Genomic DNA, 17240 nt, shown 5'->3' with positions numbered 1-17240 from the left:
CGCGCAAGCGGGACTGTGATGTTCGCCAATCGTTAGCTCGAATCCGGTTCCGGCCCCGCTCAACCCAGCCAGTCCAGCACCGACGCCGCGGTCCAGGACTGCTGCATGCTGCCCAGCGGCTCGCCGGTGAAGGGTTCGTAGTACTCGGCGAAGCTGCCGTCGCTGGCCTGCCGCAGCCCCTCGGCGCGCAGCATGAACGAGCGCTCGGCCCAGCCGCGCCGCGCGAACACCCAGGAGAACAGCCAGCTGATCACCGGCCATACCGGCCCGCGCCAGTACTCCCGCGAACGGAAGTCCCGCGACACCGGGGAGGTCGAGGGCGGCAGCGCGTAGCGCAGATCCGGATGCCCGCACCAGCGCGGCCCCTCGAACAGCCGCAGCAGCCGCCGTTCGGCATCGCGCGGCAGGCCGCCGCACAGCAGCGGTGCGAAGGAGGCGAGGGTCTCGGTCTCGATCCACTTCTCCGCGCGCACATCGTAATCGCGGGCCACGCCCGAGCGCGCGTCCGTCGTCGCGACCACGCCCGAGCGGAAGTAGTCGGCCCACTCGTAGAGCTCGCGCACGTCCGCGTGCGGCTGCTTGTAGTCCTCGCCGATATTGGCCAGCACATCGCAGGCCAGGGCGAAGATGGCGGTCACGAACACGTCCTCGACGGCGAAGCTCATGGTCGAGGCCAGCTGGTAGTCGTCGTAGCCGGCCCGGCGCATCTGCTCGACCAGCCACAGGTAGCGGTCGTACTCGCGATCCGAGGGCCGCTGCGTGGGATCGCCCACCACCTGCGTGTCGGCGCGCTCGTAGGGCGGCAGGTCGGGGCCCGGAATCACGTTCTCGTAGGCGCGATCCCAGCGCGGCGAGTTGTCCATGCCCGATTCCCAGCCGTGGTACAGCGTGATGCGGCCGTGCTGCTTGGGGTCGCGGGCGTAGGCCAGCCAGCGGTGCCAGCGCATGAGATCGGGCCAGCGCCGGTTCAGGAAGTCCTCGGCCACCGCGCGGGTGCTGCGGCCGTGGCGGCGCGAGTGGTCCAGGATCCGTTGCACCGCAATGGCATGCACGGGCGGCTGGGTGATGCCGGAGGTGTCGGGACCGTCCGGTGCGTCGGCGGCCAGGCGGCGGCACTCCCAGCGGGCGGGCCCGGGGAAGTAGCCGTCCACGCCATTGGCGAAGACGATGTGCGGGATCATCCCGTTGCGCCACTGCGCCGAGAGCAGAGTGTCGAGCTCGAGGGCCGCGCGCTCCACGCTCAGCGGCGCCAGGCCGACCGCCACGAAGGCCGCGTCCCAGCTCCACATGTGCGGATACAGCCTGGGCGCGGCACTGGTCATGGTGCCCAGGTCGTTGCCGCGCAGCAGATAGGCCGCGCGGGCCGCGAGCTGGGTGGGCGTGAAACCGGGGTGGGACATCGCCCTATTCTGCGCCGGAACCCGCAGGTATGCGCGATGGGGCGGTGGCCCGCCGGGGTTGCTGGACGGCACGGCGTAGGTTATGGCCCGCGCTGGTTGGCTGGAGGATGACTCCTGGTCGCCAGATTGCACTTCGTTCGCCTTCTCGTGAATCAGCTAGCGGTGGTTGTGCCCGACCGGAGCATCGCAGGCGCGGGGCACGCGGTTACGGTGAATCCATGGCGAATTCCGCGAAGACCAGCATGAACCGGCCCACCGCGTTGATCACCGGGGCGAGCCGGGGGCTCGGCGCGGCCATCGCGCGGGAACTGGCCCCCACGCATCGGCTGCTGCTGGGCGCGCGCACGCCGGAGGCTCTCGGGCCGATCCTGCGTGCGCTGCCGGACAGTGCCGGATGGCCGGTCGACCTCACCGACTACGCCGCGGTGGCGGGCGCGGTGGAAGACATCGAACGACTGGATGTGCTGGTTCACAATGCCGGAATCGCCGACCTGGGAACGATAGCCGATTCGTCGGTGGCACAGTGGCGGAATACGTTGGAAGGCAACCTGATCGCGGTCGCGGAGTTGACCAGATTGTTGCTGCCCGCGCTGCGCGCCGCCAAAGGTCATGTGGTGCTGATCAATTCGGGTGCGGGATTGCGCGCCAACGCGGGGTGGGGTGTGTACGCGGCGAGCAAGTTCGGGCTGCGGGCGTTCGGGGACGCGCTGCGGCTCGAGGAGCCCGAACTCCGTGTCACCTCCGTACATCCGGGCCGCATCGACACCGACATGCAGCGCGAGATCATCGCGGGGGAGGGGCGTGAGTACGACCCGCGCGAATTCCTCACCGCCGAGACGGTGGCGCTGGCCGTGCGCAACGCGGTCGAGACCCCGCGGGACGCGCATCCTACCGAGATCGTGCTGCGTCCGATAGCACGCTGAGAGCAGCCTTAATTTCTCCGCTGAATTCAAATCATTTCGCACAGATTTCGTGCTCAGTTCACGACGTCTCGATATAACTGACGTGCCATGCGAGGGAGGCAAGGCGAAAATATATATCTCGGAGTGATTGACACGTATGGATAGACGACAGTTGCTCGCATTGCTCGCCGCGGGTACTGCGACAGCCCTCACGGGCTGCTCCTCCGACCCCTCCCCGCACAAGGTCACCCCGCGGATCAGCGGGCCGGTGCCGTCGCCCTCGACCTCGGCGGCATCGGTCCAGGCTCAGGCCCTGCCTACACCGGCGGGTGCGCCCAAGCACGCGATTCCGGCCGGGACTATTACCGCGTTGCCGGGGACCGGCAGCAATTTGGCGCTCACCGTCGATGACGGCGCCAGCCCGGAAGTGGTTGGCGCGTACATCAAATTCGCGAAGGACACCGGGGCGCGGTTCACATTCTTCGTCACCGCCTATTACGACTCCTGGACCGCCCATCGCGCCGAGTTGCGGCCGCTGGTGGAATCCGGGCAGATCCAGCTGGGCAATCACACCTGGGACCACCCGGATCTGCTCAAGCTGTCCGCGGGCGAGGTGTCGGCGCAGCTCACCAAGGCAAAGACGTTCCTGCGCAATAACTTCGGCGTGGACGGGACTCCGTATTTCCGGCCCCCGTTCGGCCGTCACGATGCTACGGTCGACAAGGTGGCGGCGGAGCTCGGATACACGGTCCCCACCATGTGGTACGGCTCGCTGTCCGACTCCGGTGTGATTACCGAGGACTATCTGATCGAGTGCGCGCGAAAGTATTTCAACGCGCAGGCCATCGTCATCGGGCACGCCAATCATCCCCCGGTCACGCACTGCTACGGCCAGCTGGTCGACATCATCCGCGAGCGCAAGCTGTCACTGGTGACGCTCAACGACGTGCTGGTATCGCCCGCATAGCCGGGACCGGTTCGGGGAGTGGACGTTCCGGCAGCGGTGCCGGAGATGAGGGAATGAGGTTCGACATGGACAGGCGAGCGCTGCTGACAATGCTGGCGGCGGGAACGGCCGCCACGCTGCTGGGCACCGGAGAATCCCGCGCCGACTTCCCCTTCGACACCGGATCCTCCGGCGGTTTTCCCCAACTCCCCGGCATTCCGCAGATCCCGGGATTGCCGCAGGTGATTCCACCCAACTTCGGCCCCAAGACACCGATCGGGCCGGGCACCATCAACGCGCTGCCCGGCGACGGAAACCACATGGCGCTCACCATCGATGACGGGGCCAGCTCCGAAACCATCCGGGGCTTCATCGATTTCGCCCGGAACTCGGGTGCGCGGCTCACCTTCTTCGTGACCGCGTACTACCCCGGCTGGCTGGAGCACCGGGATGTGCTGCGGCCACTGGTCGATTCCGGTCAGATCCAGCTGGGCAATCACACCTGGGACCATCCGGACCTGACCCGGCTCTCCGGCGGCGCCATCGCCGATCAGCTGAACCGGTGCAAGGACTTCCTCTGGAACCAGTACGGCACCGACGGCACCCCGTACTTCCGCCCGCCCTACGGCCGCCACAACGGTGGCGTGGACGCGGTGGCCGCCGATTGCGGGTACACCGTGCCGACCATGTGGTACGGCAGTCTGAGCGACACCAGCCCGGTGATCAGCGAAGACCTGCTGCTGAATGCCGCGCGCCAGTGGTTCCGAGCCCAGTCGATCGTCATCGGCCACGCCAACCGCCCGACCGTCACCCACATCTACGACCAGCTGCTGGACATCATCCGCGAGCGCAACCTGCAACTGGTCACCCTCAACGACGTGCTGCTCCCGCCGGGCTAGCCCCGGGCCGCCGCGAATCAGCCGGTGAACACGGCGGATTCGCGGAGCCGGTGCAGGCGCAGGGCCAGCTGGATCTCCAGCGCGTGATCGGGATGCTGCCAGCCCGCGCCGAGCAGTCCGGCGATCCGGTCCAGGCGCTGGGTCACCGTATTCACGTGCACGTGCAGTTGTTTGGCGCTGGCGCTGAGACTGCAACCGCTGGCGAAATAGGTTTCCAGGGTGTGGACGAGCTCGGTGCGGCGGCGGCGGTCGTATTCGACGACGGGGCCGAGGGTCCGGTCGAGGAAGCCGGGCGCGTCGGCGTCGTCGCTGATCAACAGGCCGACGAAGCCCAGATCGGCCGCGCTGGAGGAGGATCCGGTGCGGCCGAGGGCGTGCAGGACCCGGACGCAGCGGACGGCCTCGCGGTAGGCGGTCTCGGCGGCGGTGGGCAGGTCTACCGGTCCCGCGCCCGCGACCGTCGCGCGGGCGCCGAGCGCGGCCGCCAGTTCCCGCCCGACGTGATCGGCGGTGGCGGCGGCGTCCGCGCCGGGCAGCAGGAGCACGGTGTGCTCGCCCCGGGTCGCCGCCAGGCCGTGATGGGACATGCCGTAACCCGTTGTCCAGGTGGCCATCCGGCGATGCTCGCCGTGGTCCACCACGACCAGGACGTGGGGTCGCCCGAGATCGATGCCGAGCAGTGCGGCGCGGTTCTCCAGGGTCGCGCGATCGGCGACCCGCCCGGCCAGCAGGTCGTCGAGCAGTTCGCCGCGCACCCGGCCCTCGGCCTCGGCGATGCTGCGGCGGAACAGCGACAGCAGCGCGGTGACCAGGGCCGCGCGTTCGAGAATGCGCTGATCGGAGGAGGACAGCGGGTCCGGATGGTGCAGGACCAGCGTGCACAGCGGTTCGGCGCCCGCGCCGCCGGGCGCGGCCCAGAGCTCCTTCAGCTGCGCGGTGCGGCCGAGTTGCGCTGCCGCGGTGGTGATCTCGGCCAGCAGCCGGTCCTCGTCGAGCTCCTCGTGCGGGCCGCCGTCGGGCGCCTCGGCCAGGCCGATCCGGCGGCCGTCGGCATCGAGCACCAGCAACGCGCCGCCGAGAATATCGGCGGCGACCGCGGCGACATCGTCCACGCCGCCGCCGCGCACCACCACATCGGTCATCCGGTCGTGCGCCCGCGCAGCCCGGTCCACCGTGTTGTAGTGGGCGTGCATGGCCTCGTTCGCCGCACTCAATTCGGCCAGGGCCGTACGGGTTTCGGTGAGCAGCCGGGCCGAGTCCAGGGCGATGGTGGCGTGCGCGGCCAGCGAGGACAGCAGCGCGATCTCCTCCGGCGCGTACGGCCGGGCATCGCGATGCGAGGCGAACAGCACGCCGATCACCCGCTCGCCCAGCTTCATCGGCACCCCGAGAATGGCCACGATGCCCTCGTCGCGGACCGCGTCGTCGATCCCTGAGGTGTGGTGGAAACGCTGGTCGGCGAAGTAGTCCGGGGTGCAGTAGGGCATGCCGGTCTGCTGCACCAGACCGCCCAGCCCCGCGCCCATGGGCAATCGGCAGGCCCGGAAGGCCGGTGAGCCGGAGCCGTCGGTGACCCGCATATAGGTGTCGCCGCGTTCGGGATCGGGCAGGGTCATGTACGCGATATCGGAGCGCAGCAGGCGGCGTGCGCGATGCACGATGGCACGCAGCACCGCATCCACGTCGCGCAGTCCCGCGAGATCGCTGGCGGTGTCGAACAGGGCGGCCAGTTCGGTCTCGCGGCGGGTCCGCCGCTCCAACAGCGCCCGCACCCGCAGCGCCGACAGCTTCGCCGCCTCCATCGCGGCCAGCTTCGCCGCGGGCGCACCGGCGGCACGAGCCTCGAGCAGGGGAGCTTCGAATTCGACGGCCGGAGCTTCCCGCTCGAGCAATTCCAGGAAGATCTCGCAGGTCATGGCGAGACATTCTGGCCCACTATGCGACCGGGCGGGCGGGAATGCGATGTGGGGTTCCCACATAGTGACGGTCCTCCGTATCCGCCTGTCCCACATGAGGTGACCGCCACCACATTCGCGCCCGGAAATGTGGGGCGCACCCACCTGGCCGTTGCGGTGGCCGCTGAACAGACTTTCCGGCATTTCCGCTCGAGAAGGAGCCCGATGCCGCATCAAGTACGAGCCGCCACCGTGACGGTCGCCCTCGTGGTCGCGGGGACCATCGCCGCCGCGGGTCATTTCGACAGCACCGCATCCGCCGAACCGACCGGCTGCGCCGCGCCCCCGGTGATCGGCGCGCAGACCCAGATCTCGGCCTGCCTAGCGGATCTGACCACCGCGGGCACGGTCGCCTCCGGCCACACCGTGCCCGCCGACTGGGCCGGGCTGCACCCGGCTGGGGCGCGCAATCCCAGCGGCGTGCCGGGCATGCAGATCGACGGGTACTTCCCCGACAACTCCACCACCAACGCCAACCACGGCTGGAATCACGACAGCCAGTTCGTGATTCGGCTACCCGAGCACTGGAACGGGGGACTGGTGGTGAGCGGTTCGCCGGGCAACCGGCGGCAGTACGCCAACGACTTCGTCATCTCCGACTGGGTGCTCGCGCAGGGGTACGCCTTCGCGGCCACCGACAAGGGCAATACTGGTGCGGACTTCTTCCGCGACGATGCCGCGCCCGGCGACGCCATGGCCGAATGGAACAGCCGCGTCACGCAATTGACGGTCGCGGCGCAGGCCACGGTGCTGCAGCGCTACGGACGGCCCGCCGCGCACACCTACATGGCCGGGCTGTCGAATGGCGCGTATCTGGTGCGCTGGCAGTTGGAGAACGCGCCCTGGCTTTACGACGGCGGGGTCGACTGGGAGGGCACCCTGTGGACGGATGTGGATAACCTGCTCACCTTCCTGCCGCCCGCCATCGCGAATTATCCGGCCTCGCAGTCGGATCCGGCCGCCCGGGATGCCATTGTGGCGGCGGGGTTCGCGGCCGATTCACAGCCGCTGTGGGAGTACCACGACAAGACCTACTGGGAGCTGACCCAGCGCATCTACCGTCAGGAATTCGATCCGTCCTATACGGGTTCCGACGCCGACTACGACTTCGCGTCCAGGCCGCGCGCGGTCCACGACGCGGTGGCCAGGATCGCGCTCACGGGTCGAATCGGCAAGCCGCTCCTCACGATTCACGGCACCCTGGACACCCTGCTGCCCATCGGACACGACTCCGATGTCTACGCCGCCATGATCCGCGACCAGGGCCGCGCCGATCTGCACCGGTACTACCGCATCCAGGGCGGCAATCACGTCGACGGCCTCTACGACACCCATCCGACCCTGCTGCGCCCGATGCTGCCCTGTTTCCGCAGCGCCTTCACCGCACTCGAATCCTGGACCGCCGCCGGTCAACTCCCGCCGCCGGACGCGACCGTGCCCCGAACTTCCGCCGACGACCCGGCCAACAGCTGTGCCCTGGGCAACTGAGCCCCACCCCTGAGGAAACCCGATGAAACTTGCTAATGCCCTGTCCGCCTTGGCCATAACGGCCGGTCTGGCGGCGATCACCGCGAGCGTGGTGACGGCCGCCGTCCCCAGCCCCACCCCGGATACCCTGCGCGGCTACAACATCAGCGACACCTATGTCTCCGGCGTCTCCTCCGGCGGCTATATGGCCAACCAGCTGCACGTCGCCTACTCCGGCGTCTTCGCCGGAGCGGGCATCTTCACCGCCGGTCCCTACCGGTGCGCCGGGGATTACGACTACGCGGTCCGGGCGCAGAACTCCTGCATGCAGAACGGCGCGGGCCGCCAGACGCCCGCGCAGTTGGAGTCGGCGACAAGGGATCTGGCGAATCAGGGCAAGGTCGACGCCGTCTCGAACCTGTCCGGTTCCCCGGTGTATCTGTACCACGGCACCAACGACAAGACCGTGCTGCAGGCCGTCAACGACGATCTCGCCACGTACTACACGGATTTCGGCGCGGACGTCACCTACAACAAGTCCAGCGCGGCCGGGCATTCGTGGGTCAGCCCGCTGGGACCGGTGAGCTGCGCGGACACCACCTCGCCGTTCATCAACAACTGCGGCAACGATCCGGAGCAGGAGATGCTCGCCAAGTTCTTCGGCACCGTCAGCGCTCCCGCCTCCACCCTGAACGGCAAGCTGATCCAGTTCGACCAGAACGCGTATGTCCCCGGCGGCAGCGCGAGCGCGATCAGCATGGACGACAAGGGATTCGCCTACATCCCGCAATCCTGCGCCGGAGGCACGAGCTGCCGCCTGATGGTCGCCCTGCACGGCTGCAAACAGGGCTACGACTACCAGGGCTTCGGCGACACCTTCATGAAGGACGCCTACCTCAACGAGTACGCCGACACCAACAACATGATCGTCCTTTACCCGCAGGCGATTCCGTCCAGCACCGCCACCATCACCAACCCCAACGGCTGCTGGAACTGGTGGGGCTACGGCGGCGACACCGCCTACGCCTGGCACGGCGGCAAACAAATGGACGCCATCATGGCCATGGTCCACAAGCTCAGCGGCGGAACGACTCCACCGACGACCACCACGACCGTCCCGCCCACCACGACGACGACCGTGCCCCCGACCACGACCGTCCCGCCCACCACCACGACGACCACGCCCGCCCCGACCTGTGTGACCGCGAACAACTACGCCCACGTCCAGGCGGGCCGCGCCCACCAGTCGATGGGCACCGCCTACGCCAACGGCTCGAACCAGAACCTGGGCCTGTGGAATACCTACGCCACCAGCACGATCAAGGAGACCAGCCCCAGCTACTGGGAGAAGTGCTGAGGCACGAATGAGTTCGGACCGCCCGTGTACCGCAGCGTGCCCGGGCGGCCGCGAATGTGACGGCTGTCACCTCGTGTCGGATATGGACGGTGAGACGTGTCTGAAGGGCATGACTGATTTCAATGCCATCACCAAAGTGGTTGTGATCGGCGGCGGCTACGCCGGTACCGTGGCGGCCAATCGGCTGCGGCTGCGCCGCGATGTCGAGATCACCCTGGTCAATCCGCGTCCCCGGTTCGTCGAGCGGATGCGGTTGCACCAGTTCGTGGCCGGTACCCACGAGGCTGAAATCGACTACGACACCCTGCTCGGCGCCGGGGTGCGGATGATCGTCGATCGTGCCCTCCGCATCGATACCGCCGCCCGCCGGGTGGAACTGGGTTCCGGGCGCGCGCTCGACTACGACTACGTGGTCTACGCGGTCGGCAGCACCGCCGCGCTGCCGGTATCGGTGCCCGGTGCCGCCGAATTCGCCTACCCGATAGCCGAATTCGAACACGCGCAGCGGCTGCGGGCGGCGCTGGCGGAGGTGCCGGTCCAGGCGCCGATCGTCGTCGTCGGTGGCGGGCTCACCGGCATCGAGACCGCCGCCGAACTGGTGGAGCAGGGCCGTACCGTAACCCTGGTGGGTGGCGGTAAATTGGCGGCGAACTTCTCGAATCCGGCGCGGCGGTCGGTGGCGAAGTGGTTGTCCGAGAACGGAGTAGAGGTGCGTGAGCAAGCGCGGGTGCGTGAGGTGCGGCGCGACGGGGTCGTCCTGACCGACGGCGAGGTGCTGCCCGGTGCGATCACCATCTGGACCGCCGGATTCGGGGTGCCCGAATTGGCGGCACGCAGTGGGCTGCGCACCGACGAGCTGGGCCGGCTGCTGACCGACGAGACGCTGACCAGTATCGATGACGAACGCATCGTCGCCGCCGGGGACTCGGTCGCGCCGTCGGGCCGCCCACTGCGGATGAGTTGCTATGCCGCCCAACCGCTGGGTGCGCAGGCCGCCGACAATGTGCTGGCCCGCATCGCCGGGGACGAACCCGCCGTACTGGACGTGGCCTTCACCGCCTGCACCGTGGGTTTGGGCAGTCGCGCGGGTGCGATGCAATTCAGCCGCCGCGATGACACCCCCGTGTCGATGTACCTCGGCGGGCGAGCGGCCGGGTGGATCAAGGAACGGGTGGGTCTCGCGGGCCCGATCGGGACCATCCGCAAGGAAGCCCGCAAGCCCGGCGCGATCCCGACCTTCCTGGGCTTGGGCAGGCGCAAGGAGCTGAGCACGGCCGTGCCGCAAGGAGTTTCGTAGCCATGACCGCCACCGACGAGCACACCGAGCGTTTCGTCCATCTGCGACCGCTGCTGTTCACCATCGTCTACGAGATCCTGGGCTCGGCAACCGAAGCCGACGACGTGCTGCAGGACAGCTATCTGCGGTGGCGGCGAGTGGACCTGGCCACGGTCCGGGACACGAAATCGTATCTGGCCCAGCTCGTCACGCGGCAGGCACTGAATACGTTGCGGGCCGGCGCCAGTCGCCGCGAGGAGTACATCGGACCGTGGCTGCCCGAGCCGCTGCTGCTCGCCGACGGTGACGCCTCGAGCGATGTGATACTCACCGAATCGGTCTCGATGGGGATGCTGGTCGTGCTGGAAACGCTCACCCCCACCGAGCGGGCGGTCTTCGTGCTGCGCGAGGTCTTCGGCTTCGGCTACGACGAAATCGCCGCCGCAACAGGAAAATCCGTCGACGCTGTGCACCAGACCGCCCGCCGCGCCCGCAACCATGTGCAGGCCCGGCGCAAGCGCTACGGCCCCGTCGACACCGCCCGCGCCGCCGCGGTCACCGAACGCTTTATCACGGCCGCGACCACCGGCGACATGGACGGCCTGCTGTCGCTGCTCGCGCCGGACATCACCTGGACCACCGACAGCGGCGGCAAGGTGACCGCACTGCCGGAGCTGGTCATGGTCGGCGCCGATCGGGTGGGCGCGATCCTCATGGCGGTCTTCAAATATGCGCGGCGGCGACCGGAAGTACGCATCGAGACGGTGAACTGCAACGGTCAACCGGCTCTCGCCGCCTATATCGGCGACAAACTGGAAGCCGTCCTCGTGTTCGACATCGCCGACGACCGGATCGTCGGCGGCTACGGCATCCGCAACCCCGACAAACTGGCCGCCCTCGAAATTCCGCGCGCCATCACCCGCACTGAAACGCCCACGCCGTAATCCCGCTCCTGGGATGAGAAGACCGGCCCGGTGCGCCGATGCGCACCGGGTCTTCCGTCAGGCGACGATGTTCACCAGGCGGCCCGGGACCACGATGATCTTGCGAGGGGCCTTGCCGCCCAGCAGTTCTGCGATCTTTTCGTCGGCCAGGGCGGCGGCTTCGACCGCGGGCTGGTCGGCGTCGGCGGGGACGCTGATGCGGGCGCGGACCTTGCCGTTGACCTGGATGGGGTATTCGACCGAATCCGCTACCAGGAGAGCGGGATCCGCGACCGGGAACGGGCCGTGGGCCAGGGCGGTGGTGTGGCCCAGGCGTTCCCAGAGTTCCTCGGCCACGTGCGGGGACATCGGGGCCAGCATCAGGACCAGCGGTTCGACCAGGGACCGCGGCGCGCCGTCGCCGTAGTTCTTGGTCAGATAGTTGGTCAGCTCGATCAGCTTGGCGCCCGCGGTGTTGTCGCGCAGGTTGGCGTAGTCGTCGTCGACACCGGCGATGGTCTTGTGCAGTACGCGCAGGGCCTCGGCCGACGGCTCGGCGTCGGTGACCTTCAGCGCGCCGGTCTCCTCGTCCACCACCAGTCGCCATACGCGCTGCAGGAAGCGGTGCGCGCCGACGACGTCCTTTGTGGCCCACGGCCGGGAAGTGTCCAGCGGACCCATCGACATCTCGTAGAAGCGGAAGGTGTCCGCGCCGTAGAGATCGCACATCTCGTCGGGGGAGATGGCGTTCTTCAGCGACTTGCCGATCTTGCCGTACTCCTGGAAGACCTCCTCCTCCACACCGGAGGCATTGGTCCAGAAGAACTTTCCGTCCCGCTCCACGATCTCGGCGGCGGGCACGTACGCCCCGCGCGAGTCGGTGTAGGCGAAGGCCTGGATGTAGCCCTGGTTGAACAGGCGGCGGTACGGCTCGTAGCCGGAGACGTCACCCAGATCGAACAGGACCTTCTGCCAGAAGCGCGCGTACAGCAGGTGCAGCACGGCGTGCTCCACACCGCCGACGTACAGGTCCACGCCGCCCGGATCCTTCGGGCCGTGCTCGGCCGGACGCGGGCCCAACCAGTACTTCTCGTTCTCGGGGGCGCAGAAGGTTTCGTCGTTGGTCGGGTCCGCGTAGCGCAGCTGGTACCAGGAGCTGCCCGCCCAGTTGGGCATGACATTGGTGTCGCGGCGGTACTTCTTGGGCCCGTCGCCCAGATCCAGTTCGACGTTCACCCAGTCGGTGGCCTTGGCCAGCGGCGGGGACGGCTCGGAGTCGGCGTCGTCCGGATCGAAGGTGACCGGCGCGAAGTCGTCGATCTCCGGAAGACGCACCGGCAGCATGGATTCCGGCAGCGCGTGCGGCGCGCCGTCCTCGTCGTAGACGATCGGGAACGGCTCGCCCCAGTAGCGCTGGCGGGCGAACAGCCAGTCGCGCAGCTTGTACTGGACGGTGCCCTTGCCGTGGCCGTTGGCCTCCAGCTCGGCGATCACCTTGGCCTTGGCGGATTCGATGTCCAGGCCGTCCAGGTAGCCGGAGTTCACCATGGTGCCCTCGCCGGTGTACACCGCCTCGGTCACGTCGCCGCCCGAAACCACCTCCACGATGGGCAGGCCGAAGGCGGTGGCGAACTCCCAGTCGCGGGCGTCGTGGCCGGGGACGGCCATGATCGCGCCGGTGCCGTAGCCGCTCAGCACGTAGTCGGCGATGAAGATCGGCACGCGCGCGCCGTTGACCGGGTTGGAGGCGTAGGTGCCCAGGAAGACGCCGGTCTTCTCCTTGTTCTCCTGCCGCTCCAGATCCGACTTGGCCGCGATCGACTTGCGGTACGCCGCAACGGCTTCCGCCGGAGTGTCGGCGCCGCCGAAGGTCCAGCGCGCGTCGGTGCCCGACGGCCAGGTCGCGCCGGTCAGTGTGTCGACCAGCTCGTGCTCGGGGGCCAGCACCACATAGGTCGCGCCGAACAGGGTGTCGGGCCGGGTGGTGAACACCTCGATCAGATCCGAGCCCGCCTCGAACTTGACCTGCGCGCCCCGCGAGCGGCCGATCCAGTTGCGCTGCATGGCCTTCACGTTCTCCGGCCAGTCCAGCTCGTCCAGGTCGTCGACCAGGCGGTCGGAGTAGGCGGTGATGCGCATCATCCACTGCCACAGGCGCTTGCGGAACACCGGGAAGTTGCCGCGCTCGGAGCGGCCCTCCGCGGTGACCTCCTCGTTGGACAGCACGGTGCCCAGACCCGGGCACCAGTTGACCATCGAATCCGTCTGGTAGACCAGACGATACGAGTCGATGGCGGCATTGCGCTCGGACGGGGACAGCTCGTTCCAGGCGCGGCCGGGCACGGCCTGGCGCTTGCCGTCCTCGAATTCGGTGATCAGCTCGGCGATCGGGCGGGCCTTGCCCTGGCCCGCGTCGAACCAGGCGTTGTAGATGCGCAGGAAGATCCACTGCGTCCACTTGTAGTACTCGGGATCGGTGGTGGCGAAGGTGCGCCGGCGATCGTGGCCCAGGCCCAGCCGGTCCAGCTGCCGCTGCATGTTCGCCATATTCGAGACCGTGGTGTCGCGCGGGTGCGCGCCGGTCTGCACCGCGTACTGCTCGGCGGGCAGGCCGAAGGCGTCATAACCCAGGGCGTGCAGCACATTCCGGCCGTGCATGCGGTGATAGCGGGCGAACACGTCGGTGGCGATATAGCCCAGCGGGTGCCCGACGTGCAGGCCCGCGCCCGACGGGTACGGGAACATGTCCTGGATGAACAGCTTGTCGGCCGGGGTGTCGCCCTGCAGCGGGCCGACCGGATTCGGCGCGTAGAAGCTGCCGCGCTCCTGCCAATTGCCCTGCCACTTGCGTTCGATACGCCCGGCGAGGTCGGCGTTGTAGCGGTGTGCGGGAACGTCGCCGCCCCCACCCGCGGTCGCGGTGGGTGTCTCGGATGTACGGGAGTCCTGCACGGTCCTGCCTTCTTTGTCCAGCCAATCCCCGATAAGGTCGCCCACCAGCGTAAAACGTGGCCATCCCCAGGCCCAAAAAGGGTAGGGGTACCGTTTACCGGGTGTTCGTCGTGGCGCTGATCCTCTTTGTCCTCGCGGCTGTGGCCGTGGTCACGGGTGTGCTCGGGCTGACCGGCACCCTTCCCGGTAACCGGTACTTCGGCGTGCATTCGGAGGCGGCGGTGAAAACCGAGGAGGCCTTCAAGCTGGCCAACAAGGTGGCCGCGCCGACCTCCATCGTGGCCGGGCTGCTGCTCGCCGCCAGTGGTGCGGTCGCGATCGTGGCGGGCGGGTTCCCCGCGCTGATCGTCGCGGTGGTGTCGGTGGTCATCGCGGTGTTCACCCTCGGCGCGGGCGCCGCGGCCGCCGAAAAGGCGCTCGCCACCGCGTTCCCCGAGGAGAAGGTCGGCGGATGCGGCAGCGCCTGCGGCTCCTGCTCGCTGCGCGACGCCTGCGAGCCCGCGTAATTCGGTTCCCGACCGCCGTAATTCAGTTCGCCACGGACCGGCGCATCCAGATGTGCGGGATGCCCGCGTCCATGCCGATCTCGCCGTACGCCTCGTAGCCGAGCTTCTCGTAGAAGCCGCGGGCATGCGTCTGCGAATGCAGTTCGACCGAACCCAATCCGCGCTCGCGCACCCGATCCTCGATGGCGCGCACCAAGGCCACCCCGAGCCCGGTGCCGCGCGTCTCCTCCAGCACCGCCAGCCGGCCGAGCACGCCGACCCCGTCGCGCACGATCAGGCGTCCGGCCCCGACGGGCTTGCCGTCCAGCCGGGCCAGGAAATGATCGGCAACCTCATCTAGTTCATCGATCTCGATCTCCGCGGGCACGCCCTGCTCATCGACGAACACCTTCATGCGCACGGCATAGGCGTCGGCTAGTTCCTGTTCGGTGCTGACGGTCACGACCTCGATCATGTGATCAGCATGCCTGAGTGTCCGAGGTCACTTGCCGAGGGTTCGCCACGGCAGTCGCGAACGCACACCGCGTTTCGGCAATGGGTCGGGCAGACCCACCTCGCGGGCGAAGGCGGCGGCGTCCTCCACGGTGGTCGTCTTCGGCCGGGTCCGCGCCCAGTCGAGATAGCGGGCCGTGAAATCCGGGCCGACGGCGTGCGCGAGGCCGGGGAAGCGCCGGCGCACCTCGTCGGCGCGCTTGTGCAGCAATCCGTGCGCGGTCGCGGTCAGATCCTCGAGGTCGAAACCCTCGGGCGCGGTCGCACCGGCCACCAGCGCTCGCACCAGCGCCTCCTGCCGCTGCGCGAGTGTCCCTGCCGCCTCGGGGTTTTCGCCGCTCATGCCGGGACCGATGTGCTGCTCACACTGTCCGGGGCGGATCGCAACGTGATCGCTCCGCGCCCCGAGGCCGTCGCGATGGCGTTCAGTTCGGCGATGAGTTCGGTTGCGGGCGGGTAGTTTCCGTCGCGTTCGAGCATGAGGGGCGTGGGTCGGCCCGGCGCGAACTCGGCCACCAGGGCCAGCACCTCGGCGGGGATCGGATGCACGTGGGTGTCGATATAGCGGCCGCCGGATTCGTGACCGCCCGCGATATGGCAGTAGGCCAGGCGTTCGGTCGGCAGGCGCAGCAGTTCGGTGAGCGGGTCGCGGGAGGTGTTGCGGGCGTTGGCGTAGACGTTCGCGATATCGAGCAGCAGGTAGACGCCGGTGCGCTCGACGAGTTCCTGCAGGAACTCGGCCTCGGTGTACTCGGCGTCCGGCCATTCGAAGAGCGCGGCGATGTTCTCCACCGCGAGCGGCACGTCGAGATGCCGCATCGTCCGGAGGATATTGCGTTCCAGCACATCCAGAGCTTCGCGGGTGCGGGGGAGCGGTAAGAGATGCCCGGCCTCGATTCCGGCCGCGCGCACGAACGCGATATGCTCGCTGACCAGTGGCGAGCCGAGTGCCCGTGCACAGTCGGCGAGATGTGCGGCCCGGGTGTCGTCGAATCCCTCCGCGCTGCCGAGCGACAGTGAAATCCCGTGCGGTACAGCCGGAATGCCCCGGCTCACCAGTTCATCGAGTTCCTCGGGCACGGCGATCTTCGGTCGCGCGCCGCCGCGACCGCGCCAAACTGCGATCCCGCGTCGTCCGGAACCCTTGGCCGCCAAGGATTCCGCGATCACCTCACAGAATCCGATACCGTCCAGATCCGCGAGAATCCCGCAGATCTCGCGCCGCCAGCCGATGCCGACCGCCCCGGCGGGGAGTGGTGACCCGGTCATCCGCCGCACCCGCCGCCACCGCAGCTGCTGCCACAGCTACTGCCGCAACTGCTTCCGCCGCCGCTGTCGCCGGAACTCGTGCTGCAACTCGAGCCGGTGCTGCAGCTGTCGCCACCCCCGCCCCCGTAACCGCCGCCCCCGCCGACGACGGCGGTGGCCTGCGCCAGGGCCGGATCGAGACTCCACAGCACCCCGGCGCCGAAGAGCGCGGCCGCGAAGGCCGCGCTGTTGGGTCCGTAGGAACCGTAGGAGGGGGAGTTGTTCGGGCGCAGGTGCAGATGCTGGGCCCGCGCGGCGTCGAGGGCATCGCGCCCGCGCTGGGTCAGGCGCGGCGACCGGATCATGAAGCCGGTGGCGACCAGCAGGACGATCAGCGCCAGCACCAGGAACCCGACCTTGTGGTGCCCGGACATTCCGGCGACCAGCCGCACGATGCCGAGGATCAGCAGCGCGTCGAGCGGAAGGGCCGCCAGGTACAACGCCTTTCGCTGCCGCGGGCCGAACAGATACCCGCGCTCGATGAGGTCGGCACGCATGCGCGCCACCGAAAGGATCCCCGCCGCACGCAGATCCGTCATGCTGCGCCGCTCCGAGACCAGTAGATGCCCGAACAGCGCGTTCGAGACGGCATCGAGCCAGCGCTGGTCGGCGTCGGTGGGCTGGCGCACCGTCCGCCCGGTCGAGTCGATGAGCTGATAGCCGCGCAATTGCGCCAGACCCGCCAGCACCGGCCGCTTGTCATCGATCAGCATGGCGATCTCGCTGGGTCGCAGGCTCGAAACCGATTCGCTCGACGGCTCGGTGTGGCCCAGGATGGCGATCCGGCGCGCGAGCGTGAACCCGAACGCCAGCAACGCCGCGATCACATAGAAGGTCAGGAAGGTGGGCCCCGATAT

Annotated in this window: 15 protein-coding genes; 8 read left to right on the top strand and 7 right to left on the bottom strand. The window is 68.5% G+C overall.

Annotated elements, in window-relative coordinates; translation table 11 throughout:
• Positions 1 to 59: 59 nt before the first annotated feature.
• Positions 60 to 1400, bottom strand: a complete 1341-nt coding sequence (gene ggh, locus ON43_RS34235; protein ID WP_040814248.1) for a glucosylglycerate hydrolase — start codon at positions 1398 to 1400, stop codon at positions 60 to 62.
• A gap of 218 nt (positions 1401 to 1618) precedes the next feature.
• On the opposite strand from ggh, the gene ON43_RS34230 reads away from it, so the two are divergent.
• The 3 genes from ON43_RS34230 to ON43_RS34220 all read left to right on the top strand — a co-directional run bounded on the left by ON43_RS34230 (position 1619) and on the right by ON43_RS34220 (position 4147).
• Positions 1619 to 2323: an SDR family oxidoreductase gene (locus ON43_RS34230; protein ID WP_174416518.1), complete on the top strand. Its 705-nt coding sequence runs from the start codon at positions 1619 to 1621 to the stop codon at positions 2321 to 2323.
• Positions 2324 to 2459: 136 nt separating this feature from the next.
• On the top strand, positions 2460 to 3269 hold the full coding sequence (locus tag ON43_RS34225; protein WP_040814246.1) for a polysaccharide deacetylase family protein: 810 nt from the start codon (positions 2460 to 2462) through the stop codon (positions 3267 to 3269).
• Between the two features lie 65 nt (positions 3270 to 3334).
• A complete protein-coding gene (locus ON43_RS34220; protein WP_040814245.1) occupies positions 3335 to 4147 on the top strand; it encodes a polysaccharide deacetylase family protein in 813 nt (270 codons plus the stop codon).
• A gap of 17 nt (positions 4148 to 4164) precedes the next feature.
• Here ON43_RS34220 and ON43_RS34215 read toward each other — a convergent pair whose 3' ends face one another.
• The gene (locus ON43_RS34215; RefSeq protein ID WP_040814243.1) at positions 4165 to 6063 is read right to left on the bottom strand and encodes a helix-turn-helix domain-containing protein; all 1899 of its coding nucleotides are present in this window, start codon (positions 6061 to 6063) and stop codon (positions 4165 to 4167) included.
• A gap of 204 nt (positions 6064 to 6267) precedes the next feature.
• Here ON43_RS34215 and ON43_RS34210 point away from each other — a divergent pair, with 204 nt between their 5' ends.
• The 4 genes from ON43_RS34210 to sigJ all read left to right on the top strand — a co-directional run bounded on the left by ON43_RS34210 (position 6268) and on the right by sigJ (position 11146).
• The gene (locus tag ON43_RS34210) at positions 6268 to 7590 is read left to right on the top strand and encodes a 3-hydroxybutyrate oligomer hydrolase family protein (RefSeq protein WP_051179615.1); all 1323 of its coding nucleotides are present in this window, start codon (positions 6268 to 6270) and stop codon (positions 7588 to 7590) included.
• 22 nt (positions 7591 to 7612) lie between these two features.
• On the top strand, positions 7613 to 8926 hold the full coding sequence (locus ON43_RS34205; protein ID WP_083913927.1) for an extracellular catalytic domain type 2 short-chain-length polyhydroxyalkanoate depolymerase: 1314 nt from the start codon (positions 7613 to 7615) through the stop codon (positions 8924 to 8926).
• Between the two features lie 109 nt (positions 8927 to 9035).
• Positions 9036 to 10223, top strand: a complete 1188-nt coding sequence (locus ON43_RS34200) for an NAD(P)/FAD-dependent oxidoreductase (RefSeq protein ID WP_040814279.1) — start codon at positions 9036 to 9038, stop codon at positions 10221 to 10223.
• Between the two features lie 2 nt (positions 10224 to 10225).
• Entirely contained in the window at positions 10226 to 11146 is a 921-nt protein-coding gene (gene sigJ, locus ON43_RS34195; protein ID WP_040814241.1) for an RNA polymerase sigma factor SigJ, read from the top strand.
• A gap of 57 nt (positions 11147 to 11203) precedes the next feature.
• Here sigJ and leuS read toward each other — a convergent pair whose 3' ends face one another.
• The gene (leuS, locus tag ON43_RS34190) at positions 11204 to 14077 is read right to left on the bottom strand and encodes a leucine--tRNA ligase (RefSeq protein ID WP_040814240.1); all 2874 of its coding nucleotides are present in this window, start codon (positions 14075 to 14077) and stop codon (positions 11204 to 11206) included.
• 101 nt (positions 14078 to 14178) lie between these two features.
• On the opposite strand from leuS, the gene ON43_RS34185 reads away from it, so the two are divergent.
• Positions 14179 to 14583, top strand: coding sequence for an SdpI family protein (locus ON43_RS34185; protein WP_040814238.1), 405 nt, complete (start codon positions 14179 to 14181; stop codon positions 14581 to 14583).
• Positions 14584 to 14605: 22 nt separating this feature from the next.
• Here the strand turns inward: ON43_RS34185 and ON43_RS34180 are convergent, their stop codons facing one another.
• From ON43_RS34180 to ON43_RS34165, 4 genes are all read right to left on the bottom strand, one after another.
• Complete coding sequence (locus ON43_RS34180) at positions 14606 to 15037, bottom strand: GNAT family N-acetyltransferase (RefSeq protein ID WP_040814236.1); 432 nt, start codon at positions 15035 to 15037, stop codon at positions 14606 to 14608.
• Positions 15038 to 15064: 27 nt separating this feature from the next.
• Positions 15065 to 15418: an SCO6045 C-terminal-like domain-containing protein gene (locus ON43_RS34175; RefSeq protein WP_063712683.1), complete on the bottom strand. Its 354-nt coding sequence runs from the start codon at positions 15416 to 15418 to the stop codon at positions 15065 to 15067.
• On the bottom strand, positions 15415 to 16344 hold the full coding sequence (locus ON43_RS34170) for an MbnB/TglH/ChrH family RiPP precursor modification enzyme (RefSeq protein WP_040814234.1): 930 nt from the start codon (positions 16342 to 16344) through the stop codon (positions 15415 to 15417). The genes ON43_RS34175 and ON43_RS34170 overlap by 4 nt, the downstream gene beginning before the upstream one ends.
• A partial coding sequence (locus ON43_RS34165; protein ID WP_040814233.1) for a TIGR04222 domain-containing membrane protein occupies positions 16341 to 17240 on the bottom strand: 900 nt, incomplete at its 5' end. The genes ON43_RS34165 and ON43_RS34170, both read right to left, overlap by 4 nt.

The sequence above is a fragment of the Nocardia concava NBRC 100430 genome (genome assembly GCF_000308815.1).
Lineage (GTDB): Bacteria > Actinomycetota > Actinomycetes > Mycobacteriales > Mycobacteriaceae > Nocardia > Nocardia concava.
Note: the sequence above shows the minus strand (reverse complement) of the source record. Positions and strands in the feature narration are given on the sequence as shown.

Coding starts and splice junctions, on each gene's coding strand:
- ggh (WP_040814248.1), bottom strand. CDS start 1,400: ATGTCCCACCCCGGTTTCACGCCCACCCAGCTCGCGGCCCGCGCGGCC.
- ON43_RS34230 (WP_174416518.1), top strand. CDS start 1,619: ATGGCGAATTCCGCGAAGACCAGCATGAACCGGCCCACCGCGTTGATC.
- ON43_RS34225 (WP_040814246.1), top strand. CDS start 2,460: ATGGATAGACGACAGTTGCTCGCATTGCTCGCCGCGGGTACTGCGACA.
- ON43_RS34220 (WP_040814245.1), top strand. CDS start 3,335: ATGGACAGGCGAGCGCTGCTGACAATGCTGGCGGCGGGAACGGCCGCC.
- ON43_RS34215 (WP_040814243.1), bottom strand. CDS start 6,063: ATGACCTGCGAGATCTTCCTGGAATTGCTCGAGCGGGAAGCTCCGGCC.
- ON43_RS34210 (WP_051179615.1), top strand. CDS start 6,268: ATGCCGCATCAAGTACGAGCCGCCACCGTGACGGTCGCCCTCGTGGTC.
- ON43_RS34205 (WP_083913927.1), top strand. CDS start 7,613: ATGAAACTTGCTAATGCCCTGTCCGCCTTGGCCATAACGGCCGGTCTG.
- ON43_RS34200 (WP_040814279.1), top strand. CDS start 9,036: ATGACTGATTTCAATGCCATCACCAAAGTGGTTGTGATCGGCGGCGGC.
- sigJ (WP_040814241.1), top strand. CDS start 10,226: ATGACCGCCACCGACGAGCACACCGAGCGTTTCGTCCATCTGCGACCG.
- ON43_RS34180 (WP_040814236.1), bottom strand. CDS start 15,037: ATGATCGAGGTCGTGACCGTCAGCACCGAACAGGAACTAGCCGACGCC.
- ON43_RS34175 (WP_063712683.1), bottom strand. CDS start 15,418: ATGAGCGGCGAAAACCCCGAGGCGGCAGGGACACTCGCGCAGCGGCAG.
- ON43_RS34170 (WP_040814234.1), bottom strand. CDS start 16,344: ATGACCGGGTCACCACTCCCCGCCGGGGCGGTCGGCATCGGCTGGCGG.